The sequence below is a fragment of the Pseudomonas migulae genome (assembly GCF_024169315.1).
Taxonomy (GTDB): Bacteria; Pseudomonadota; Gammaproteobacteria; order Pseudomonadales; family Pseudomonadaceae; genus Aquipseudomonas; species Aquipseudomonas migulae_B.
On sequence record NZ_JALJWR010000001.1, the window covers coordinates 1,313,760 to 1,335,403 of the forward strand.

Sequence of the window (21,644 nt, forward strand, 5' to 3'; positions counted from 1 at the left end):
CACAAAACTCCTTGATCAGACGGATCCACGTCAGGCCTTCATTTCTGCCACTAACAGATGCACCAACGCCTCGGCCGGCATTTCCCGCGCCAGCGGCGCCCCCTGCCCGGCCCACTGCACGGCAAATTCGGTGTTGGCCTGGGCGGTTGCAGCGGCGTTGAGCGCCTTGTTGGCGTCATAGGTCAGCGGATAGTCGGGCAGCGCCGTGCCGGCGGCCTCAAGACTGGTGAAGTTGCGATTGACCATGCCACGGGCAGGACGGCCGGAAATCACGCTGGTGACTTGGGTCTGGTGCGCACGCGGCCCCTTCAGGGCGTCACGGTAAGCGCCGTTGGCGGAGGATTCAGGACAGAGGATAAACGCGGTGCCCAGCTGCGCTGCACTGGCGCCCAGTTGCATGACCGACTTGATGCCTGCGCCGTCCATGATGCCGCCCGCCGCAATCACCGGCAGCTTGCAAGCGTTGGCCAGCACCCGCACCAGCGCAAAGGTGCCCATCTCGGTGTCCTGCTGTGGGTCGAACACCCCGCGATGCCCACCGGCTTCATAACCTTGCGCCACCAGCGCATGTACACCCGCCTGTTCCGCCTGCTGCGCTTCGGCCAGGTTCGTCACGGAACACAGCAGGATGATGCCGGCCTCCTTGAGCGCATCGATTGCAGGTTGTGGGGGCAATCCAAAATGGAAGCTGACCACTGCCGGTTTTTCTTCCAGGAGCATCTGGAGCATGCCCGGGTCTTCGACGAACGAGGTGTAGATCTCACGCAGCGATGCCGGTGCTGCGGCGCCGAACTCGGCAAAAAACGGCGTCAGGAAGTGAAGCCACTGCGCCTCTCGGGCGCTGTCATGCACGGCAGGCTGGTGGCAGAACAGGTTCACATTGAAGGGTTTATCCGTCAGCGCTGCCGTCTCTTGAATCATGGCCCGCGCCTGCTCGACGTTGCTCGCGCCGATGCCGATGGAACCCAGGCCGCCGGCATTGGATACCGCTGCTGCGAGTCTCGGGGTGGAAACACCCACCATGGGCGATTGAAGAATCGGGAGTTGAATGTTCAAAAGGGACAGCAGTGGATTGGACATGACAGCACCTGAACGTAATGAGTGAGAGTGAAAACCTGTGGCGAGGGGATTTAGCGAAACGTCGCACCGCCCCGTTGGACTGCGCAGCAGGCCCTTCTTTTTTGGGGCCGCTTCGCAGCCCAACGGGGATAAATAAATCCCCTCGCCACAATGAGTCGGTGCAGCTAGTTGTTATGAACCGCTTTTTGCAGCCACTTCGCCCGTTCCGACAGGCGCCGCTTCCAGTCTTCGGCCAAGCCAGGGGTGGCGGCCAGCGCCAGCAGATCGTCGATCAAAGGCCGGTGCGACAGCTGCACCCGCCAGAACTCATCGGTGGAAAAGCGTTGGGTCTGCCGGTCCAGCAGTTCGATGACGTCCCCGGCCTCAATAACGCCGGGCTGGAGAACCCGGTAATACCAACCGGTGATCCGCTCCTTGGCGACATGCATCGACATGCGCTCGGCATCAAACCGATGATTGATTTTCCAGCACGGGCTGCGCGGCTGGGAGACTTGCAACACCGCACTGCCCACCTGGAATACATCGCCGATGTGCACGTTTTTTTCAGTAAGTCCAAACGCTGAAATGTTTTCCCCGAGGCTGCCGGGGATCAACTCATGGGCGCACTGCGCAAAGGCCTGCGCCAGGCGCTGATAGTTTTCCGCCGCATAGTGATGAACCGCTTTTTCCGGACCGCCGTGCACCCTGGGATCGGCGTGTTCATCGCCGACAATTCCTTGGAGTTCGACGCGAGCAGGCCCCGAGCGTTGCTGTTTGAAGATGCCCGAACGTTGCCCTTCAGGCTTCAGGACACCCATGCCGCCGGCAAATACATGGTCAATGTTTGAAGTCAGGTTCATCGTCCGGCCACGCTCATCCGTCTGTTTTGTTGACTTTACTAACCCTCGATAAAGCCCGTAAAATGATGACTCGTGATGCTATCCATCACTTTTTATGATAGGTGCAATGATCATGGAAATGCGCCAACTGAAGATTTTCTGCGCGGTTGCCGAGCTTGGCAGCTTCACAGCGGCCGCCGTCAATGTGAATACGGTGCAGTCCAACGTCACCATGCGGGTGAAGGAGCTGGAAGCCGAACTGAACCGGGAACTGTTCATCCGCAAAAAGTCCGGGGTAGTGCTGACCTCGGCGGGCCAGACCTTCCTCGGTTATGCGCGGCGCATTTTGCAGCTAACAGAAGAGAGCCGCAGCGCCCTGATGGACACCGGTGTTCCGGCAGGCCTGCTGCGGTTGGGCTCGATGGAAACCACCGCCGCCATCCGCTTGCCGCAAGTGCTCACGAAGTACCGCGAGAAATACCCTGAGGTTCAGTTGTCGCTGTTGACCGGGACCACCTCCGAACTGATCAAGGCGATTGAAGCGCATCGACTCGACGGCGCATTCGTCGGCGGGTTCCACCAGAATTCGGCGTTGACCCAGGAAGAGGTTTTCCAGGAGGAACTGGTGCTGGTCAGCAGCAACCAGTTTCAGTCGCTGCCCGCGCTGATCGAGAAAATCCCGCAGCAAACCGTCCTGGTCTTCCGCACTGGCTGCTTCTACCGTTCGACCCTGGAAAACTGGTTCTATCAGGTCGGGCTGGTCCCCAACCAGATCATGGAACTGGGCACCCTCGACGGCATCCTGTCGTGCGTCGCCGCCGGCATGGGTGTGACCTTGCTGCCCAAGGCCATCGCCGAGAATTGCAGTGTGCGCCATGCCATTTGCTGCCACACACTGCCGACGGAATTCGCCAAGGTCTCGACCGTCTTCATCCGCCGAAACGACACGATGATCACTTCGGCCATGAGCGCATTCATCGGCCTGGCACAAGACCAGATCGCCCGGCCGGCGGTGGCGTAGCAAATGTCTGCATCGACAAACGACCACTGTAGGAGCGAAGCTTGCTCGCGAAAGCATCAGAACATTCAACATTAAAGCTGAATGTACCGCCGCCTTCGCGAGCAAGCTTCGCTCCTACAGGTTATTCGAGGCTTGGCTCACTGCCAGCCGAGTGACCTTCTCTCCTCCTGCAGGAACCGGCCTGTCGCGCCGCCCTCCTGCGCCGACCGTAAGCCCGGTGCCGTCGGCAAGCCAAGGGCCAGCTCCGCCACACGCTCCGCCGCTGGCACAACGCTGTGAATCTTGCCCACCCCCTGCCCCGCGTACAACGACAGCTTTTTCGCCATCCGCGGTTTGTCGATCGCCCGGGCGCCACCGCCGATCAACCGCAGCAGGTTCCACTTGTCCCGATTGGGAATCACCCGGTGAGGCGTGCCGTAGGTCCAGCCGAACGAATAACCGGTCCGGTACTCTGTGTCATCCGTCGTCGCCTCGACAATCTTTTGCTTGTAGAGCGGGTGCGCGTTCGACTCGTCGGTGGCAATAAACGCCGTGCCCACCACCACGCCTGACGCACCCAGCGACATCAATGCCTGGACATCGTTACCCGCCACAATGCCGCCCGCCGCCAGGACCGGTCGCCCCTCCGCGACGCGCAGGATTGACGACAACAACGGCATGATGCCGATCGTGCCCCGATTCAAATGACCGCCACTCTCACTGCCTTGCGCCACAATAATGTCGGCGCCTTGCGCGAAGGCAATCCTGGCGAGTTCCACCGACCCCACTTGCACCATGACCGTCAGCCCCGCGGCCTTCGCCCGGGGAATCATGTCGGCGGAATAGGCCTCGGCATAAAACAGTGAAAGCAGCCGGGGCTTTTCTTCCAGCACCACCTGGAACTGCGCTTCGAATACGTCCGGGCCGCCGAACTGCGGAACAAGGTTCACACCAAAGGGCTTGTCGGTCAGCGCACGGGTTTCCCGTATCCATCGGCGCAAGGTCAACGGCGGCAAGCGCAGGCCGCCAAGGACGCCCATGCCCCCAGCGTTGGCGACCGCCGCAACCAGTTGAGGACCGGAAATCGCCGCCATGCCACCAAGAAAGATCGGGTACTTCACGCCGCAAAGTCGTGTGATGGCGTTTCCTGCAAAATCGAATCTGGCTTCGTTCATGACTCACAGCTCCACATGTTTTCCAAGCATCCGCTTGAGCGTGTTGTTCTTCAGGAGAAAGTGATTCTTGACCGCACCGAAGACATGCAAGGCCAGCCCCGCGAGAAACGCCGAAGCGCCGATATCGAACAGCACATCGACGACATGCTTGAGTCCGGCGTGAATGGGCAAGAGCGTTGGAATGGAGAATCCTCCAGGCAAAACCACGGCCTCGCCGCCCGCCGAACGGGAAGCCCAAACCGCAACCGGCAGCAGCACCATCGCCAGGGCGAGCGCCACCGCGACCGAACGGCTGATGATGACCTCGATGGGATTGGGTGTGCCCACGGGCAGCGGATGGTACGAGGTGATCCTGGCCCAGAATCGATAGACCGACACCAGGAACAGAATCAGCCCCACCAGGTTTTGCAGGTGAGCGAATGGCATCCGCGTGGCATCGCTGGGGGCCTGGTCGATCATCACCTGCAAGCCGAAGATCGCCAGCAGCGACAGTGCCACGACCCAGTGCAGCGCCACGGTGATGGGTGAAAACCTTAAGCCATTGTCTCGAAGTTGCATGGCAGACTCCTTTTGGCAGAGTGCGCAAATCAGGATAGGAAAATGAAGGACCGCGCCTTAATGGCTGACCGCCTGCGAGGCCCCGAGGCCGGTCTGGGCGCGGATGAGCTGGTCATCGAAACGCTCCCGCTCCAGCGCGGCCTCGCTGCTGCGATCGGTGACCGAGCCGAGCCAGGTAAAGAAGAACGCCACGTTCATCGAAATGATCGCCGGGTAGTCGAAGGGGAAAATCGCCTCGGGATTGCCCAGCACCTTGACCCACACCGCCGGCGAGAGAATCACCAGGCTGACCGAACTCACCAGCCCCGCGATGCCACCGATCAATGCCCCGCGTGTCGTCAGCCCTTTCCAGTACATCGAAAGCGCGAGGATCGGGAAGTTGACCGAGGCCGCCACGCCAAACGTCAGCGCCACCAGGAAGGCGATGTTCTGGTCCTTGAACAGGATGCCCAGCACGACCGCAACGATGCCGATGCCAACCGAAGCGATCCGCGAAACACGGCGTTCGTCTTTCGCCTCGGCTCGACCTTTCTTGAAGACCATGACGTAGAGGTCATGGGAAATCGCCGAGGTCCCCGCCATCGTCAGCCCGGAGACCACCGCGAGGATCGTGGCGAACGCAACGGCAGAGATGAAGCCCAGTAACAGGTCACCGCCAACGGCTTTGGCCAGGTGCATCACCGGCATGTTGCCCCCGCCGATGAGCTTGCCACCCAGAATGCCGGACTCGTAGAACGCCGGATCGCGCCCGACGATCACGATCGCCGCCAGCCCGAGCACCGCTACGATCAGGTAGAAAAAGCCGATGAAGCCCGTCGCGATGAATACCGATTTACGCGCCTGCCGCGCATCCGGCACGGTGAAAAAGCGCATGAGGATATGCGGCAATCCGGCGGTGCCGAAGACCAGGCCAAGGGACAGCGAGATCAGCGCCAACGGGTCGGCCACCAGCTTGCTCGGCAACAGGATCAGCTCGCCATCGTGATGAGCGGCAACCGCCTGCGTGAACAGCTGTTCGAAGGAAAACCCGAATTTGCTCAGCGCCAATACCGCCAGCAAGGTGCCGCCCACCAGCAACAGCCCGGCCTTGATGATCTGCACCCACGTGGTGGCGACCATCCCGCCAAACGTGACATAGACCGCCATCAACAGCCCGACCGCGATCACCGCATAGTTGTAGGGAAGACCGAACAACAGCTGGATCAACTGCCCTGCACCCACCATTTGCACCACCAGATAGAAGCACACCACGGTCAACGAACCGAAGGCTGTCAGGGTACGAATCCGGTTTTGATCGAGTCGGAAGGACGCAATGTCCGAGAGCGTGATCCGTCCCAGATTGCGGATGCGCTCGGCGAACAGGAACAACAGCAGTGGCCAGGCGACAAAGAAGCTGATCGAGTACAGCACCCCATCGAAGCCGTTGAAGAAAATCATGCTGGTGACACCCAGTAACGCAGCCGCCGACATGTAGTCCCCGGCGAGCGCCAGGCCGTTCTGGAAGCCTGTGATGCCGCCGCCGGCGTTGTAGAAATCGTCCATTGATTTCGTCTTGTTGGCCGCCCAGTAAGTGATGCCCAACGTCGTCAGGACGAAGACCAGGAACATCGCAATCGCGGTGACATTGAGGGGTTGCTTTTCAACCGCCTGCAAGGTGTCGGCCGCCGAGACACAGGTGGCTGCCGCACTCAGGAGAGCGGGAACAATGAGGTAGCGAAGGGACGTTTTCATACGATGGCTCCTTCGCGAATTTCTGTGGTGAGCGCGTCGAACTCACCATTGGCACGAAGGATGTAAAGGCCCGTGAACAACCAGGCTCCGACGATGAAGGCGACGCCGAGTGGCCACCCTATATTGATGACGCTGGTCGCAGAGAGCTTCTGCGCCAGGACGTGCGGCGCGAACGCGGCGATGAGGATGAACGTGAAGTAAGGAACGAGGGTGGCGGCGACAAGACAAGCGACGAATCTTCGCTGCCTTGAGACCAACTCCTGATATCGGGGATGATTGCGAATTCTGGCTGATTCGAGTGCATGGTTCACGTTGACTCCGTGTAGCAGTGGAAGCGTTTTATTGTTGTTCCACAGCCTCAATTCGAAGACTCGATTTGCCACTGGCTGCGGGGTATTTGCACCCTCAACCTATGCCTGGCACTGAATCATGTAAAACGATCATTAATGATGTGTGCGATCTGTTTTGATGAACCAGACGTCGCCTTTTCTTGCCTTTGCGACCCGCGAAACCTAATCTCCTTACAGTGAATCTTTACAGCCAGTTATTGCTTTTAGAGATAGGTGAATTCGATGGATGTAACGGATCTCAAGGTGGTTGACGCGGTGGCGCGCCACGGCAGCATGAACAAGGCCGCCAGCGAACTGAACACCGTGCAATCGAACGTGTCCGCCCGAATTCGAGCACTGGAAGAAGAGCTGGGGGTGGCGCTGTTTCAACGCAGCGCCCGAGGTGTCCAGGTCACCCCGGCCGGGCGGCGCATCCTGCCCTTCGCCGCGCGCCTGTCGAAGCTGCTCTTCGATGCCTCCAGCGCCGCGCGCGACGATGGACATCCACGAGGCGTGTTCGAGATCGGTACGCTGGAGACGACGCTGGCGTTGCGTTTGCCACGGCTGATCGCAAGGTTCGCCAAGGCCTACCCGGACGTTCGCCCGCTGATCCGCACCGGCACCACCTGCAGCCTGATCCAGGGGGTCATCGACTGCAAGCTCGAAGGCGCGTTCGTGGTGGGGCCGGTCAATCACCCGGAACTGCTGAGTGAAAAAGCCTTTCGCGAAGAGCTTGTTTTAGTAACGTCTACCGCCATCAATCGCCTGGAAGACGTCGCCGCTGTCGACAACCTGAAGACGGTCGTCTTTCGAATCGGTTGTTCCTATCGCCAGCGCCTGGATTCCCTGCTGACCGGATTGGGCATCCCGGCGCCCGAGCCCCTTGAGTTCGGGTCGATCGAAGCCATCGTTGCCTGCGTTTCCGCCGGCGTCGGCGTCACGCTGTTACCCATTGGCGTTGTCGCCGGTGCACTGCGCGACGGGTTGGTCAACGTGCATAAGCTGGCACCGGACATCGCCGATGTAGAGACGGTGTTTGTCCGGCGCATCGATGGCTATTTTTCCAGCGCGCTATCGACCTTTCTGGACAGCGTTCGACTGGACGGGGTGCCGGCGCTCGCGCCCACGTAGCGATAGCTCATCCAGCCGTTCATTCCGGCACAGAGCAACAGAAGCGCGGCCGTCACCAGGAACACATGATGCAAGCCGAGGTGAGCGCCAATCTGTCCACCGATCAGCGGCCCGATCACCTGCCCGGAAAACTGCGCCGATTGCAGATAACCGAGGATTTTCCCGGTGTTGTGCTCTTCGACCGAATGCCGGATCAGCTTGGCGATCGCCGGCAGCAGGCCTGCAAGGGTCATCCCCATGACACCGCGCAAAACCGCCAGTTGCCACCATTGCGTGACGAAGGCCTGAGGGATCATGACCAGCCCGGTCAACAGCAGACAGCCGATGATCACGTTCCAGCTGCCGACCCGGTCTGCCAGCGCCCCCAGTTTGGCGGCGGTCAAAATACTGCCCAGCGCTGAAGCGGCCATGACAAAACCGGCGACACGCGCCTGACGATCCATCAGTACGCCGAGGTCGCCGATGTAGACGGTAATGATCGGCTCGATCGACATATTGGCCAGGAGCACCATCATCGCGGTCACGAGCAGCGCGCCGATGACCGGCCATTTGGAACCCTGCCCCTCAGCCTTGTTTTTCTTGTCCCGTTGTCTGGCATCGGCCACACGATCGAAGTCCTCGCGCACCAACAGGATGGTCGCAAGGGCAGCGACCGCGATCATCCCGCCACCGACGAAAAACGTGCCGCGGATACCCACGAACTCCGGCAGGAAACCGCCCACCAACGGCCCGATCAGGTTGCCGGACAAGGCGCCCGTGGACAAAACACCCAAGGCCCAACCGGCCCGTTCCCGCGGAACCTGGGAACCAATCATGACAATCGAAGCGGACGCGTAGCCACCGATGAGGCCAGCGAACAGGCGCAGGGCGACCAGTTCGCTCACATCCCGCGCCAGCCCGATCAGCGACATCACAATGGCCATGCCGATGGCCGCTCTGACCAGCATGGGTTTGCGGCCGTAACGGTCCGCCAGACGTCCCCAGATCGGCGCCGTCACGGCGGTCCCGAAGAACGTCGCGCCGAAGGCCACCGCCGACCATTGCACCACGTCAGCCTGCGCCGTAACGCCCAGTTGCTGGACGTACAGCGGCAAGAAGGGCAACAACATGCTCAGGCTGACAAGGGTGGTGAAGGAGCCGAAAACACACACGGCCAGGTTTCGGCGCCAGTACCTCTGGTTACGATCGGAGTAATTCACGTGCGATGGCGTTCCGTTTTGATCGAATGGAAAGTGCTCTTCAAGACGGGCCAACACTACGCAGGCGCAGATATCTAAAGAAGCGAATTAATTCGATCAGGGCTATCTCGAATCGAGATAGCCGCTCGGAAGCGCGTGGACTTCAGCTTTGGGTAGCAGGTGCGCTCGAATGCATCGATGAAACAGGCTCCGGCGCCGGCTCGTCGTCCAGTTTGATGAACATGGCCAATATCGGCCCCATCAGCACCACGGCGATCGAGGCACCGAATGCCACCGACCAGTTATTGCCGGTGATGTCGAGCAACCAGCCGATCACCACCGGCGACACCGCACCGGCCAACGCCATGCCGGTGAAGGTGCAGGCGCTGGAGGTCGCGGAGTGGGCGTGGGACACCTCGGTGCCAATCACCCAGAGCGGCGAGTCGGCCAGTTCCGAGCAGAAGAACGAGAAGCTCAGGCCACAGGCGCAGATCATCAGGTCGTGGGTGAACATCAGTGGAATCAGGCCAATGATCGAGGCCAGGAAGCCGAAGATGATCAGGTCGCGACGGGAGCGCAGGCGGTTGCCGGTGACCTTGAAACGCCAGTCCGAGAGCATGCCGCCGACCGCGGTGCCAACCGTCCCGCCGAGCAGCACGAAGGTGGAAAACATGGCGGTGTGGGTCAGGTCCATGCCGTAGCGCTGGGTGAAGAACGACGGAATCCAGTTGAGGAAAAACCACAACACCCAGCCGTGGCAAAAACAGGTGGCGGCCGCCGGCCAGACCCTGCGCAGCATTTGCGGCCAGTTGACCGGAACGACTGCCACCGGCGCCAACGGGGCAGCGGCCGTGACTTCGACCAGTTTCTTCGACTCGCTGAGGCTGAAATACATGACGAACATGTAGATCAGCGTCACCACGCCGAGAATGACGAAGGTCATGCGCCAGGAAAACTGGATGATCATGAACGTCACGATCAACGGCGCCAGTGCGTTGGCCAGGCGACCTGACGCATGCATCATGCCCTGGGCCGTGCCGCGCTGGGTGATGGGGATGGCGCGGGCAATCATCCGCGCCGCGGTCGGGTAGATCGGCGCTTCGCCGATGCCGACCACGAAACGGGCAATCACCAGCACCACCAGTCCGCTGACCAGGCCAGTGGCAATGGTCGCGACCGACCAGATGATGCCGTACAGCAGCATCGCCTTGCGCGAGCCGATCCGGTCGCTGAACCAGCCGCCGGGAATCATGAAGCAGCTGTAGGCGATGGCGAACGCGGAAAACATCATGCCCAGGTTGGTGTTGCTGAAACCCAGTTCCTTGCTGATCGTCGGTGCGGCGACCGCGAGGTTGGTGCGATCCACGTACATGATGAAGGCCATGACGCACAGCAACACGAAGGTCAGCGTTGCCCTGCGTTTTTGCGCAAGCGTAGTCGGAATCATTTTTTCCACCTTTTTTTATAGTTGTAGTGGGCAGGCGGTCATCCCGGACCGCCTGTCATGGCGTTACTTGAAGAAGCCGCTGAGCACCTCGTAGGTCTCGTCCGGGCACTCTTCCTGCAGGTAGTGCCCCGAAGGCACCGTAGCGGTCTGCACGATGTTGGTGGCGTAGCGGCTCCAGATTTGCGCGGCGTTGTGGTTGCGGCCAACGCCGCCCTTCTCGCCCCAGAGGATCAGCGCCGGGTTGTCGATACGCCGGCCCGCGTCGAAGTCGGCAGTGTCCATGTCCAGGTCGATGCCGAACGTGGCGCGATAGTCTTCGCACATGGCGTGGGTGGTCGCCGGGTTCTTGATGCAGCGGATGTAATCGGCCAGCGCCTCCGGCCCGAAGAAGCTGGTGCCCTGGTCGGTCTTCGACAGTTTTCGCAGGATGAAGAACTCCGGATCGGCGTTCATCATGCGCTCCGGCGTCGGCGCGTCCTGGGTCATGAAGAACCAGTGCCAGGAGAATTTGCCCCACTGGCGCGTGACGTTGTTGAGCAGGTAATGCTGCGGCAGCATGTCGACGAAACCGGCTTTCAGCACCTTGTCGCCGTGGTCCAGGCACATGCGATGCAGGACCCGCGCACCCCGGTCGTGGCCGGCGGCATAGAACTGCTCGAAGCCCAGCGACTGCATGACTTCGACCTGGTCCTGGGCCATGGCGCGGAACGAATAAGCCGAATGATCACCGCCACCCTCCGGTTTGGAGCTGTCGCCATAGCCGCGCAAGTCGGTGCAGACCACGGTGAAATCCTTGGCCAGGCGCGGTGCGATCTTGTGCCAGGACAGGTGATTGAACGGGTTGCCGTGCATCAGCAGCAAGGGCGGGCCCTCGCCTCCCACAACAGTGACGATGTCGGCGCCGCTGGTTTTGGTGATGGTTTTGGTGAAATTCTCGAACATGGTCTCAGCCTCGATAGGTATGCCTGGCCTGGGCGTTACGCCCTGCTCTTGTTGTTCGTGGAGGGCTCAGCGTTTGAGCTTGCGCGCGGCGGCGTTATCGGTGGCCACGCGGAATGCCGCGGCCATGGCGCCAACGTCGGCGGTGCCTTTGCCGACGATGTCGTACGCCACGCCATGGGCCGGGGTGGCATAGACGGTCTTGAGGCCACCGGTCAGGGTCACGCCGGACGAGAAGCCCAGCAGCTTGGTCGCGATCTGGCCCTGGTCGTGATACATGATCACCACTGCGTCGAAATCGCCGTTGCGCGCCTTGATGAACACCGTGTCGGAAGGAAACGGCCCTTCGCAGGCCAGGCCTTTCAAACGCAAGGCTTCAAGGGTCGGGCGAATGATCGTGATCTCTTCGTCACCGAACAGACCGTTCTCGCCGCCATGGGGATTGAGTGCGGCGACACCGATTCGCGGGGCGTTGTTGCCCAGTGCACGCAAGGTGTCGTGGGCCAGTTGCAATGCGCCTTCGATGCGATCCGGTTGCACCATGTCGACGGCCTTGCGCAGGGCCACATGGGAGGTCACGCGGAAGGTCGAGAACTGCGGGATGATGTTGACCTCACCGAAGTAACCGACGTGCTCGGTCCAGGCCGCAAACATCTGGTGTTCGTCGTGATAATTCCAGCCACCGCGATGCAGGCCGGCCTTGTTCAGCGGCGCGAAACAGATGCCGTCCAACTCACCGGCCAAGGCCATGTCGGTCATGATCTTCAGGGTTTCACCGGTCAGCCGACCGGACTCCGCGTTGACCACGCCACGTTCATACAAGGCAGGGTCGACGTTGTGCAAATCGATCAACGGCACGGCCGCCTGGGTGTGGTCGGCCTCGCTCAGGTGCGTGATTTTCTGGTAGGGAATGCGCCGACCAGCGTCGCGCATGCCCAGCTCGAGCACCCGCTCGTCACCAATGATCACCACATCCGCCCGCTCACGTGCCTCAGGTGTCGACAACAGCTTGACGACCAACTCAGGGCCAATGCCGGTTACATCGCCGAGCATAAGTCCAATCAGGGGTTTCATCAGATTCTCTCCAGTCCGGTCAAGGCGTGTCTTTGTTGTTATGGCGAGCACCTGTGTGAGCCCGGATTTGCGGGCCGACGCCCAGGTGCAATCGCTGTGGACATCCTAGGCCGACGGGGTGTGCCTTCAAGGTGCAAAACGTGGGGTGGGCGTTCACAGACTGTGGTTTGAGCGGGGTCGTTTGCTGGCGCTACGTGGGGAAGATTGCTGATTTGTGTTCACAACACCTTTGCGAAAACAGCCGTTCTGCTCAGGGAGCCCGGCAAGGATACTGATGCCCTCACGTGTGGCGCACCGTTGATGACTCAACGCCTTACGCCTGATTCGATGTTTGATGAGGACATACAATGCACACTGATTACGCCGCCTGGTCCTGGACCTCCGGCAAAGGTATCGACGGTCTGCAACTGATCCGCAAACCGTTGGTGCAACCTGGCCCCGGGGAAGTGCTGGTGGCCAACCGCGCAGTGGCGCTGAACCCGGTGGACTGGAAGATCATCGAGTGGGGTCACCCCGCGTGGAGCACTGGCCGCGTGCCCGGCGTTGATGGCATGGGCGTTGTGGTTGCCGCCGGTGCCGGCGTGCCGATCAAACCGGGGACGCGCGTGGCGTATCACCAGTCCCTGGAACGCGATGGCAGCTTTGCCGAATACTGTTTGCTCGATGCCGCGACCGTGCTGACGGTGCCGGCCGCGCTGGACGACACCGCCGCCGCGTCGTTGCCCTGCCCTGGCCTGACGGCTTGGCAGGCGCTGGACAAAATACCGGGCACAGGGCCGAGCGATGTGTTGGTGGTCGGCGCCGGTGGCGCGGTCGGTCTGCTGTTGGTGCAACTGGCCGCACAGCGCGGTTATCGGGTGTGGGCTACGGCAGCCAAAAAGCATCACGAGCGTTTGAAGGGATTCGGTGCCGTTGACGTATTCGACTACCGCGACGGTCACTGGCAGCAAAACCTCCAGGCCAGCCTCGGTGAGCGTCGACTCAAAGCGGTGTTCGACACCGTCAGCGGCACTCATGCTGCCGCACTGGCCCCGCTGCTGGGTTACAACGGTCATTTGGTGTGCATTCAGGATCGCCAGGAAACCGCACCGCTGCCGGCCTTCAGCACCGCAATCTCCCTGCACGAAGTGGCGCTCAACAGTTTCCATGCCCACGCCAGCCTGAGCGATCGGCAGTTGCTGAGACAGGCCGGAGAACGTTTGCTCGAAGACGTACTGTCAGGAAACCTGACGACGCCCAAAAGCCAGGTCTTCGATTTCCACAATCTGCCTCAGGCGTTGCATGCGCTCAAGCAAGGTGGCGAAGGTGGCAAGTGGGTGGCCCGCTTGGATGAGACAGACCCCAACCCGTTCGCCCAGGCCTGAAAACAACATCGCCCGAGACTCCAGGAGTGGAGCTCGGGCGACAGGTTCAGCGTGATCCGACGGAGAAGGTGTGATTACGCCTCAGCCAGGTTTTCTTTTTTCTCCAGCCAATCGATCATCAGTTCCCCCCAGGCGATGTCTGCCTGCAGCGCGTCTTTGGCTCTGGCCGAGTCGCGGGTGCGCAGACCTTCCAGCACCTCGAAGTGTTTGTGCTTGGCGCTGGACAGCTCGCGCTTGGGAACCTCGGCATGGAACCGGCTCAGCAGCGGCCCCATGATGACCCACATGTTTTCCAGGGTTTTCGATACCACCGGCATGCGCGCCGCAGAGATCAAACCGAAATGGAATTCCCGGTTGAGCAAGGCGGCCTGTCTATAGTCGACGGTGACCGCCTTCTGGAAGGCATCCTGAATGGCTTCGAGCTTTTCGATTTCGGGTTTGGTGATCCGCTGCGCCGCCACGCCTGCCGCCTCGCCTTCCAGCAAATGACGGATCAACTGGATTTCTCGCAACTGGCTGACCGTCAGCTCAGGCACATAGATCGACGTCGCAGCCTTCATGTCCAGCGCATGGTCGCTGACCAGGCGGAAAATCGCTTCGCGCACTGGCGTGATCGAAACACCGAACTCCTCGGCCAATGTACTGATGCGTAACCGATCGCCGGGTTGGTACTGCCCGTCCATCAACGCGGTGCGAATGATGGAATACACCCGTTCACTCAAGTTGCCTTTATCAATGGGCTTATGCACGGTCACGGTGACTCGATCTCCATGGTCGATTAGTGTGCGTAAAAGATCGGACTTGTGAATCTGCCGACCTGAAGCGCGGATAACGCATCATACATCATCAAATTGCGCCTGCCACTCCCACCGACGATCAGCGCTAAATGCGCGCGTCCCGGCGACCGACGCCTTGCAGCAACACCGCAATGACGATAATCGCACCTTTGATAATCTGCTGCGGATAGGCCGGCACACTCAGCAAATTCATGATGTTGCCGATCAGCCCCAGCACCAGCACACCCACCACGGTATAAAAAATCGTGCCTTTGCCACCGGACAGTAATGCTCCCCCGATCACGCATGCAGCGATGGCATCCAGCTCCAGAGCCATGCCGGCGCTGGGCGTCGCGACCCCCGAACGGGAAGCAATCACCACACCGGCCAACGCAGCAAGGCCACCGCAAATGCCATAGGCGGCCAGTTTGTAGCGCTCCACTGGAATACCGGCCAGGCGCACCGCCGTTTCGTTGCTACCGCTGGCAATGGTCAGGCGACCATAAGCGTTGTAACGCAGGATCAAGGCAAACACGACCGTCACCAACCCCGCCAGCCACACCGGCCAAGGAATACCCAGCACGCCATCGGCCAGCCGACCGAAATCACGTAACAGCTGGGCACTGACCAGTCTGTCATCGAGCCTTTGTGGCTGGCCGTTGGACAAGATGAACGCCAGGCCACGAGCGACCGTCATCATCGCCAGCGTCGCGATAAAAGGCGCCATGCGAAAGTAGGCGATGAAAGTACCCGTCACCAGCCCCATCAATACGCCGGAAGCCACCGCGATCGCGACAGCCAGCAGCAAACCAAAACCACCTTCAACCGGCAGCACATTCAAGGTCATCGCCACCACGATTCCACCAACCGCTGCGACGGAAGCCACGGACAAATCGATGCCAGCCGTCAGGATCACAATCAACATGCCGACGCTGACCAGCAACAACGGCGTCAATTGGCGCAACAAGTTGCCAATGTTCTGGTAAGTGAAAAAGTCCGCCGACAACACACTGGCGGCGATGGCCAGCAGCACTAACATCACCAGCGCGTTGTGTTGCAGAAACAGCCGCTGCAACGAACGCCGGTCTGTCCGGCCCTCTTGAGCGTGATTGTTTTCCTCTAGAAGTTCAGCCGTAGCCAGCTTGGTATTAGGGTTATTCATGGTGCTCGACTCCCATTGCCAGGCAAATCATTTCTTGTTCTTTAATACGTTCGCCCATCAGTTCGCCGGCGATCGCGCCTTCACGCATCACCAGCACGCGATCACACATGCCGATGATTTCAATCATTTCCGAGGACACCATGATGATTGCCACGCCTTGTTCGGCGAGGCCATTGATGACCCGGTAGATTTCGGTTTTCGCCCCCACATCCACACCGCGGGTAGGCTCGTCGAGAATCAGCACGCGACAGCCCGCATCGACCCACTTCATCAGGGCGACTTTCTGTTGGTTGCCGCCTGACAGATCACCCACCAACTGCTCGATCGAGTGCGTCTTGACTGCCAGTTGCTGGCGCAAGGCTTCGATGCCCTGGGTTTCCCGGCCACTGGCAATCCAGCCCATGGGCCCGGTATAGGGACTGTCGGGGCGGAGCGCGCCGTTGACCCGGATCGACATTTCCAGCAGCACGCCTTGCTGCTTTCGGTCTTCAGGCAGCAGGCCAATGCCGTTGGCAATCGCTTCACGGGGGGTACGGTTATGGATTTCGCGGCCATCCAGATACAGGACGCCGGAGGTTTTCCGATCGGCACCGAAGATCGCCCGCATGGTTTCAGTCCGACCGGCGCCGACTAGTCCACAAAAGCCCAGGACCTCGCCCGCTCGAACTTCAAAACTCACATCGCGCACGAGACGTCCGGCATTCAGGTGTTCGACTTTGAGCAACACCTCACCAAGCTGCTGGTTGCGCGGAGGAAACAGATCACTGAGTTCACGACCGATCATCATCTCGATCAGGCCACGCTCGGTAATGTCGGCCAGTTCCAGGGTGCCGACCGTCTTGCCGTCCTTGAGCACCGTGGCGCGATCGCAAATCCGGAAAATTTCATCCATGCGGTGCGAGACGTAAATAATGCACGCCCCTTTGCGGCGCAACTCATCGAGGATCTTGAACAGTTTTTCCGCCTCGTGGGAGGTGAGCACCGCTGTCGGCTCATCGAAGACCAGCACCGACGAATTGCGCGACAGCGCTTTGCAGATCTCCACGGCTTGTTGATAGGCCACCGGCAGACTACCCACCGGCTGACGCACATCGATATCACTGAAACCCAGCTCATCCAGAATCCCCCGGGCTTTTTTGCGCATGGCCGCCCACTGGACGAACCCTTTGCGCTGACCCAGATCGTCGATGCATATGTTCTCGGCCACCGACAAATGCGGCGCCAGGGCGAACTCCTGATAGATGATCGAAATGCCCAGCTTGAGGGCATCGCCAGGTTTGCGAATTTCGACGGTCTCGCCGTTCAGGCTCACTCCCCCGGAATCCCGTACATAGGCCCCGGAAAGGATCTTCATCAACGTAGACTTACCGGCGCCGTTCTCGCCCATCAACGCGTGAATTTCGCCTGCATGCGCTGAAAAACTCGCATTGCTCAGCGCGCTGATTCCACCGAATCGCTTCGAGATGTCGAGCATCTCTACGGCAGGTTTGTGCATCGCTTTCATACTGTTCACCGTCTATAAACTGTCGCCGTTCGAGCTGTAGCCGCCGACAAAAATGCAGCGGCTACAGTCCGTTTCACTCGCGTGAAATCACTTCATCGCGGTTTTGATCTGCTCGATGGAGCGGAAAGGTGGGACGGTTGCGGTAGACGGCGGCAGGCTGTCAGCCTTGATGTAGGTGTCGACGTTGTCCGGCGTGATCAGCGTGACCGGGAAGTAAGAAGCCAATGGCAGGTTGTTGGCATTCAGGCCCTTGTCGAGTATCTGGTGAATCAACTCGATGGCGGCCACACCGGTTTCCGAACCACTGTTGGTGGCGGTGACCAGCAATTTACCTTGCTTGATCAGGTCCAGTGCAACCCGAAAACTTCCAGCCCCCGACGCGACCATCACGCTGTTTTTCTTCCCTGCATTGTCAAGGGCGTTGATCGCACCAATGGCAATGAAGTCGTTCTCTGCCAGGACCAGATTGAGCTTGTCACCCTGGGACGAGAGGATGTCCTCGGTGGCCGCCAACCCGCCCTCTTCGGTCCAGTCACCACGGCCCCAGGCCAACACATTGAAGCCACCTTCCGGCCAGCTGAAGCTGCCCTTGGCCTTGACTTGCTGGAACAGCCTGAAGCCCTTGAGCATCGCGTCTTCTTTGGACAAACCCAACTTGCGCTCCTGCGCACGGGCATAGACGATTCCGGAAATCATGCCGTTGAGTCGGCTTTCGGAAGTGGAATTGCCCATCACGCCAATGACCATGGCGGCATTGATGACTTTGGCCGGATCGGTCTTGGCCGCCACGTAACGCCCGGCCTCGAAACCACTTCCGTACGGGTTGCCGGTGCTGGTGGTGATGACCGGCGACCGCGCGTCTGGCGCAGTGCCGACGGTGATCACCGGGATCCCCGCCGCCACCGCCCGCTCGACATCCGACACGGAGCCGAGGACATCGGTAGGGTCAATCACGATCAGGTCGACGCCCAAGGTAATGAAGTTATCGACCTGCGCACTCTGCTTGGCGACATCACTGTCCGCCACTTGCAGTTCAATGTCGTAGTTGTACTGTTTGGCGATGGTTTTGGCGTCGTCGATCATTGAGACGAACCATGGGTTTCCCAACGTGATTTCAGTCCAGCCGATACGCAGGCGCTCGCCCTTCTTTTTTAGCGGCAAGCCTTTGTTGATCGAGGTGCGATCCGGCATGTCGGGGTCAATCACACCGGACAACGCGGTGTTGGGAATCAAACTGTAGATTTCATGCTTGGGAGCCGCCCAGGCGTGGGTGCCGATAAGGCTCGCCAGAGCTAATGCAGTGATCGAACGAACAGCTGACAGATTCATAATTATTATTCTCCAGTGCGCTGATTTTTGAGCTGTGATGCAGGTGCCGCTTCGAACAGCACCGATTTCTCGTTGACGACTCAGTCCTGCAAATCGATCCAGGCAGATTTGAGTTCCGAGTACTTGTCCAGCGCGTGCAGTGACCGGTCACGGCCGTTGCCCGATTGCTTGTAGCCACCAAACGGCATGGTGATGTCGCCACCGTCGAAGCAGTTGACCCAAACGCTGCCGGCACGCAGGGAACGGATGATCGAGTGGGCACGCGACAAGTCGCTGGTCCAGAGACTGGCGGCCAGGCCATAGGGCGAGTCATTGGCGATGCGCACGGCGTCCAGATGGTCCTTGGCGCTTATTACTGAAAGCACCGGCCCGAAGATCTCCTCGCGGGCGATGGTCATGTCGTTGGTGACGTTGTCGAAGATCGTCGGCGGGATGAAGAAGCCGTCGGCCAATGCGCCTGAGGCACGTTCGCCACCGAGGATGATTCGGGCACCTTCCTCGGAGCCTTTCCTGATGTAACCCAGCACCCGATCCATTTGTGCCTTGTCGACCATGGCGCCCAACTGTGTAGACGGATCGAGCGGGTCGCCGATGGCGATGGTTCGGGCAACTTTCAACACTTCGGCAACCAATTCGTGGCGAATGCCCTCTTCCACGATCAACCGTGACGGCGCCACGCACACTTCACCCTGGTTGAAAAACATCGATCTGGCCGCGGTGGCGGCCGCCTTTTCCAGGTCACGGCAGTCATTGAGAATGATGTTCGGGGTCTTGCCGCCGCACTCCAGCCACACCCGTTTCATGTTCGACTGTCCGGCGTATTGCAGGAACAATTTGCCGACTTCACCGGACCCGGTGAACACCAGCGTGTCGACATCCATGTGCAGCCCAAGCGCGCGACCAGCAGTCGGACCGAACCCCGGTAGCACGTTGAATACGCCCGGCGGAATGCCCGCCTGTGCGGCCAGCTCAGCGATGCGCAGCGCCGTCAGCGGCGACTGTTCGGCGGGTTTGAGAATCACCGAGTTGCCTATCGCCAGCGCCGGCGCGACCTTCCACATCGCCATCAACATCGGGAAATTCCAAGGGGTCACGGCTGCGACCACGCCGATGGCTTCGCGGGTAATCATGCCCAGCGCGCCCGGACCTGAAGGGGCGATTTCGTCGTAAACCTTGTCGCAGCATTCGGCGTACCACTGCAGGCACTCAAGCACCGCATGCACATCGAACCCGGCGCTTTCGGACACCGGCTTGCCCATGTCCAGCGTCTCCAGCAACGCCAGTTCAGTCATGTGCTGCTCGAACAACGCAGCGAAGCGCAGCAGGACTTTCTTGCGTTCCTTGGGCGCCAATTGCGACCACACGCCGCTGTCGAACGCCTGTCGAGCGACCTTGACTGCGACGTCGACGTCTTCAGCCTGGCAGGACGCTACGTGATTCAGTACCTGGCCGTTGCGCGGGGAAATATTGGCGAAGGTTGCACCGCTCAAAGCGTCGACAAACCGGCCATCAATGAAGGCCTGCCCAGGCAGTTTCAGGGCGGCGACACGCTGCTGGACCGCAGCGATATCAACGAGAGTGTTCATGCTGTTGCGTCTCCTGTTGTTGTTTTAGGCGTAGGCGCCCAACGACGATATATCATGCATTATTAAAATCGCAAGCGAAGGAATGCCCTGATTCAAGGTCTTTTCTTCACAACTGCTGTTCGTAAAAAACGCGTAATTCTCAAAAACTGACTTCGGTTTTCAGGCCGAACACCACCACGCTTTTATCCCCGCTCAACCCGCCGGGATTAACGACGTACTGCACGTTGGGTCGCAGCGTCAGGGCCGGCGTCACACTGACGCCGTAGTAAAGCTCCACCGGGTATTCGGTGTCCGGCGCCGGTTGGGTGAATGCGTTTTGCTGACGGACGCGCTTGGCGGATTGTTCATTCACCTCAAGACGACCGATCGCCAAGCCGATTTCATCCTGCGGACGCGCGGCAAACGGGCCGCTGATAAACGCGCCGACGTGAAAGACCTTTTCCACGTAGGACACATCGCGATCCGACTGAATAAAATTGGCGAACAGGGACAGGGCACGGGCACTGTTATTCGGGTCCTGATACACCCGTTGCTCGGCCATGGCGTAATAACCGCTGGCCTGATCGTCCTGATCCGGCGCATTGCCAGTCAGGCCGATGGGCTGGCCATTGACGTCGTGGTACACATCGTTGAAGTCACCGGTATTGCGCCAGATACCTGCCCGATAGCTGCCCGGCAAGCCGTTGAGAGTTGGCTTCCAGGCCAACTCGCCGACCGCCAGATAACCGGTGGTGCCGGAAGGGCTGCCAAAGTTCAGGCCTTGGGAGTTTTCGGTAAAGCGCGGGTTGACCTGATACAGCGAAGCATTGACGGACAGTTCGTCAGTCAGCTTAGCTGCCACTGCGGCCCCCCATTGGCTGACGGGCCAGGTGAACCAGTTGGGCGTGATGTAACCGGGCACGGTGCCGCAGAACGTCAGGTTTTGAAATTTGCAGGAAAACGGGAACACATCCCCACTCATCGGCAAGCGCCCGAGCTTCACCACCAACCGATCATCCAGCAAGGCCTGCTGGTAATAGAACTGCACCAGGCGGGTAACGCTGCCGTAACCGTAGATTTCCTGGGCGGCCAGCAAGGTGTTGGTGCCCGCCTTGGCAGTGAGGTTTTCGCCGTTGCGGTCGCTGAAGGTCATACGAAAACTCGCCCCCTGCCAGTCCAGCAACTTCTGCAAATCGAAGTTGGTATCGATCATGAGCTGATCGCTGTAAGTCCCTTTGTGTTCGTCGCCGCCCTGGGTGTTGTAGGCCAATTCGTTAACGTAGGTCAGCTGGAAATCCACGCCCTGCTCATGCAAGCGGGTACGTTCACCATCCCAATCCCCCAACAGAAAATCACTCGGGGAGTAACTGGCTGCATAACTATTTGGTGATGCGCAGGCACACAAAAGTCCTACGGCAACTAGCGTTTTGTTGGTCATTTTTATTGTTCCCGAAACTGTTTTTATTGTTGGTCTTAGTATTTTT

General features: G+C 59.8%; 19 protein-coding genes. 3 read left to right on the forward strand and 16 right to left on the reverse strand.

Annotated elements, in window-relative coordinates; translation table 11 throughout:
* Positions 1 to 30: 30 nt before the first annotated feature.
* Positions 31 to 1,080, reverse strand: coding sequence for an NAD(P)H-dependent flavin oxidoreductase (locus J2Y86_RS05945; RefSeq protein ID WP_253428798.1), 1,050 nt, complete (start codon positions 1,078 to 1,080; stop codon positions 31 to 33).
* Between the two features lie 164 nt (positions 1,081 to 1,244).
* Entirely contained in the window at positions 1,245 to 1,919 is a 675-nt protein-coding gene (locus J2Y86_RS05950; protein ID WP_253428799.1) for an MOSC domain-containing protein, read from the reverse strand.
* Positions 1,920 to 2,031: 112 nt separating this feature from the next.
* Between J2Y86_RS05950 and J2Y86_RS05955 the strand changes: the two genes are divergently transcribed.
* Positions 2,032 to 2,919, forward strand: coding sequence for a LysR family transcriptional regulator (locus J2Y86_RS05955; protein WP_253428800.1), 888 nt, complete (start codon positions 2,032 to 2,034; stop codon positions 2,917 to 2,919).
* Between the two features lie 137 nt (positions 2,920 to 3,056).
* Here the strand turns inward: J2Y86_RS05955 and J2Y86_RS05960 are convergent, their stop codons facing one another.
* Genes J2Y86_RS05960 through J2Y86_RS05975 form a run of 4 tightly spaced genes read right to left on the reverse strand, consistent with a single transcriptional unit; the run spans position 3,057 to position 6,673 of the window.
* A complete protein-coding gene (locus J2Y86_RS05960) occupies positions 3,057 to 4,073 on the reverse strand; it encodes an NAD(P)H-dependent flavin oxidoreductase (RefSeq protein WP_253428801.1) in 1,017 nt (338 codons plus the stop codon).
* Positions 4,074 to 4,076: 3 nt separating this feature from the next.
* The gene (locus J2Y86_RS05965) at positions 4,077 to 4,631 is read right to left on the reverse strand and encodes a cytochrome b (protein ID WP_253428802.1); all 555 of its coding nucleotides are present in this window, start codon (positions 4,629 to 4,631) and stop codon (positions 4,077 to 4,079) included.
* Between the two features lie 57 nt (positions 4,632 to 4,688).
* Positions 4,689 to 6,362: a cation/acetate symporter ActP gene (gene actP / locus J2Y86_RS05970; protein WP_253428803.1), complete on the reverse strand. Its 1,674-nt coding sequence runs from the start codon at positions 6,360 to 6,362 to the stop codon at positions 4,689 to 4,691.
* Positions 6,359 to 6,673 (reverse strand): DUF485 domain-containing protein, encoded by a 315-nt coding sequence (locus tag J2Y86_RS05975; RefSeq protein WP_253428804.1) that lies wholly within the window; start codon positions 6,671 to 6,673, stop codon positions 6,359 to 6,361. Before J2Y86_RS05975 ends, actP begins: the two co-directional genes overlap by 4 nt.
* Positions 6,674 to 6,934: 261 nt before the next feature.
* Here J2Y86_RS05975 and J2Y86_RS05980 point away from each other — a divergent pair, with 261 nt between their 5' ends.
* Positions 6,935 to 7,822 (forward strand): LysR family transcriptional regulator, encoded by an 888-nt coding sequence (locus J2Y86_RS05980; protein ID WP_253428805.1) that lies wholly within the window; start codon positions 6,935 to 6,937, stop codon positions 7,820 to 7,822.
* Here J2Y86_RS05980 and J2Y86_RS05985 read toward each other — a convergent pair.
* From J2Y86_RS05985 to J2Y86_RS06000, 4 genes are all read right to left on the reverse strand, one after another.
* Positions 7,747 to 9,021: an MFS transporter gene (locus J2Y86_RS05985; RefSeq protein WP_253428806.1), complete on the reverse strand. Its 1,275-nt coding sequence runs from the start codon at positions 9,019 to 9,021 to the stop codon at positions 7,747 to 7,749. The genes J2Y86_RS05980 and J2Y86_RS05985 overlap by 76 nt on opposite strands.
* 142 nt (positions 9,022 to 9,163) lie before the next feature.
* Positions 9,164 to 10,447 carry an MFS transporter gene (locus tag J2Y86_RS05990; protein ID WP_253428807.1) on the reverse strand — a complete coding sequence of 428 codons (1,284 nt, stop codon included), beginning with the start codon at positions 10,445 to 10,447 and terminating at the stop codon, positions 9,164 to 9,166.
* A gap of 63 nt (positions 10,448 to 10,510) precedes the next feature.
* A complete protein-coding gene (locus J2Y86_RS05995) occupies positions 10,511 to 11,389 on the reverse strand; it encodes an alpha/beta fold hydrolase (protein WP_253428808.1) in 879 nt (292 codons plus the stop codon).
* A gap of 66 nt (positions 11,390 to 11,455) precedes the next feature.
* The gene (locus J2Y86_RS06000; protein ID WP_253428809.1) at positions 11,456 to 12,460 is read right to left on the reverse strand and encodes a PdxA family dehydrogenase; all 1,005 of its coding nucleotides are present in this window, start codon (positions 12,458 to 12,460) and stop codon (positions 11,456 to 11,458) included.
* A 347-nt stretch (positions 12,461 to 12,807) separates the two neighbouring features.
* Between J2Y86_RS06000 and J2Y86_RS06005 the strand changes: the two genes are divergently transcribed.
* Positions 12,808 to 13,824, forward strand: a complete 1,017-nt coding sequence (locus J2Y86_RS06005) for a zinc-binding dehydrogenase (RefSeq protein WP_253428810.1) — start codon at positions 12,808 to 12,810, stop codon at positions 13,822 to 13,824.
* 74 nt (positions 13,825 to 13,898) lie between these two features.
* On the opposite strand, the gene J2Y86_RS06010 is transcribed toward J2Y86_RS06005, so the two are convergent.
* The 6 genes from J2Y86_RS06010 to J2Y86_RS06035 form a co-directional block, all read right to left on the reverse strand.
* Positions 13,899 to 14,579: a GntR family transcriptional regulator gene (locus tag J2Y86_RS06010; RefSeq protein ID WP_253428811.1), complete on the reverse strand. Its 681-nt coding sequence runs from the start codon at positions 14,577 to 14,579 to the stop codon at positions 13,899 to 13,901.
* Between the two features lie 127 nt (positions 14,580 to 14,706).
* Positions 14,707 to 15,762 (reverse strand): ABC transporter permease, encoded by a 1,056-nt coding sequence (locus J2Y86_RS06015; RefSeq protein WP_253428812.1) that lies wholly within the window; start codon positions 15,760 to 15,762, stop codon positions 14,707 to 14,709.
* Positions 15,755 to 17,266, reverse strand: coding sequence for a sugar ABC transporter ATP-binding protein (locus J2Y86_RS06020; RefSeq protein ID WP_253428813.1), 1,512 nt, complete (start codon positions 17,264 to 17,266; stop codon positions 15,755 to 15,757). Before J2Y86_RS06020 ends, J2Y86_RS06015 begins: the two co-directional genes overlap by 8 nt.
* A gap of 87 nt (positions 17,267 to 17,353) precedes the next feature.
* On the reverse strand, positions 17,354 to 18,595 hold the full coding sequence (locus J2Y86_RS06025) for a sugar ABC transporter substrate-binding protein (RefSeq protein ID WP_253428814.1): 1,242 nt from the start codon (positions 18,593 to 18,595) through the stop codon (positions 17,354 to 17,356).
* Between the two features lie 80 nt (positions 18,596 to 18,675).
* Positions 18,676 to 20,181, reverse strand: coding sequence for an aldehyde dehydrogenase (locus J2Y86_RS06030; protein ID WP_253428815.1), 1,506 nt, complete (start codon positions 20,179 to 20,181; stop codon positions 18,676 to 18,678).
* 139 nt (positions 20,182 to 20,320) lie between these two features.
* Positions 20,321 to 21,598, reverse strand: a complete 1,278-nt coding sequence (locus J2Y86_RS06035; RefSeq protein WP_253428816.1) for a carbohydrate porin — start codon at positions 21,596 to 21,598, stop codon at positions 20,321 to 20,323.
* Between the last annotated feature and the right edge of the window lie 46 nt (positions 21,599 to 21,644).

What these genes read in the sequence shown, in the direction of transcription:
- J2Y86_RS05945 (WP_253428798.1), bottom strand. Translation starts at nt 1,080, where the DNA reads ATGTCCAATCCACTGCTGTCCCTTTTGAACATTCAACTCCCGATTCTT.
- J2Y86_RS05950 (WP_253428799.1), bottom strand. Translation starts at nt 1,919, where the DNA reads ATGAACCTGACTTCAAACATTGACCATGTATTTGCCGGCGGCATGGGT.
- J2Y86_RS05955 (WP_253428800.1), top strand. Translation starts at nt 2,032, where the DNA reads ATGGAAATGCGCCAACTGAAGATTTTCTGCGCGGTTGCCGAGCTTGGC.
- J2Y86_RS05960 (WP_253428801.1), bottom strand. Translation starts at nt 4,073, where the DNA reads ATGAACGAAGCCAGATTCGATTTTGCAGGAAACGCCATCACACGACTT.
- J2Y86_RS05965 (WP_253428802.1), bottom strand. Translation starts at nt 4,631, where the DNA reads ATGCAACTTCGAGACAATGGCTTAAGGTTTTCACCCATCACCGTGGCG.
- actP (WP_253428803.1), bottom strand. Translation starts at nt 6,362, where the DNA reads ATGAAAACGTCCCTTCGCTACCTCATTGTTCCCGCTCTCCTGAGTGCG.
- J2Y86_RS05980 (WP_253428805.1), top strand. Translation starts at nt 6,935, where the DNA reads ATGGATGTAACGGATCTCAAGGTGGTTGACGCGGTGGCGCGCCACGGC.
- J2Y86_RS05990 (WP_253428807.1), bottom strand. Translation starts at nt 10,447, where the DNA reads ATGATTCCGACTACGCTTGCGCAAAAACGCAGGGCAACGCTGACCTTC.
- J2Y86_RS05995 (WP_253428808.1), bottom strand. Translation starts at nt 11,389, where the DNA reads ATGTTCGAGAATTTCACCAAAACCATCACCAAAACCAGCGGCGCCGAC.
- J2Y86_RS06000 (WP_253428809.1), bottom strand. Translation starts at nt 12,460, where the DNA reads ATGAAACCCCTGATTGGACTTATGCTCGGCGATGTAACCGGCATTGGC.
- J2Y86_RS06005 (WP_253428810.1), top strand. Translation starts at nt 12,808, where the DNA reads ATGCACACTGATTACGCCGCCTGGTCCTGGACCTCCGGCAAAGGTATC.
- J2Y86_RS06015 (WP_253428812.1), bottom strand. Translation starts at nt 15,762, where the DNA reads ATGAATAACCCTAATACCAAGCTGGCTACGGCTGAACTTCTAGAGGAA.
- J2Y86_RS06020 (WP_253428813.1), bottom strand. Translation starts at nt 17,266, where the DNA reads ATGAAAGCGATGCACAAACCTGCCGTAGAGATGCTCGACATCTCGAAG.
- J2Y86_RS06025 (WP_253428814.1), bottom strand. Translation starts at nt 18,595, where the DNA reads ATGAATCTGTCAGCTGTTCGTTCGATCACTGCATTAGCTCTGGCGAGC.
- J2Y86_RS06030 (WP_253428815.1), bottom strand. Translation starts at nt 20,181, where the DNA reads ATGAACACTCTCGTTGATATCGCTGCGGTCCAGCAGCGTGTCGCCGCC.
- J2Y86_RS06035 (WP_253428816.1), bottom strand. Translation starts at nt 21,598, where the DNA reads ATGACCAACAAAACGCTAGTTGCCGTAGGACTTTTGTGTGCCTGCGCA.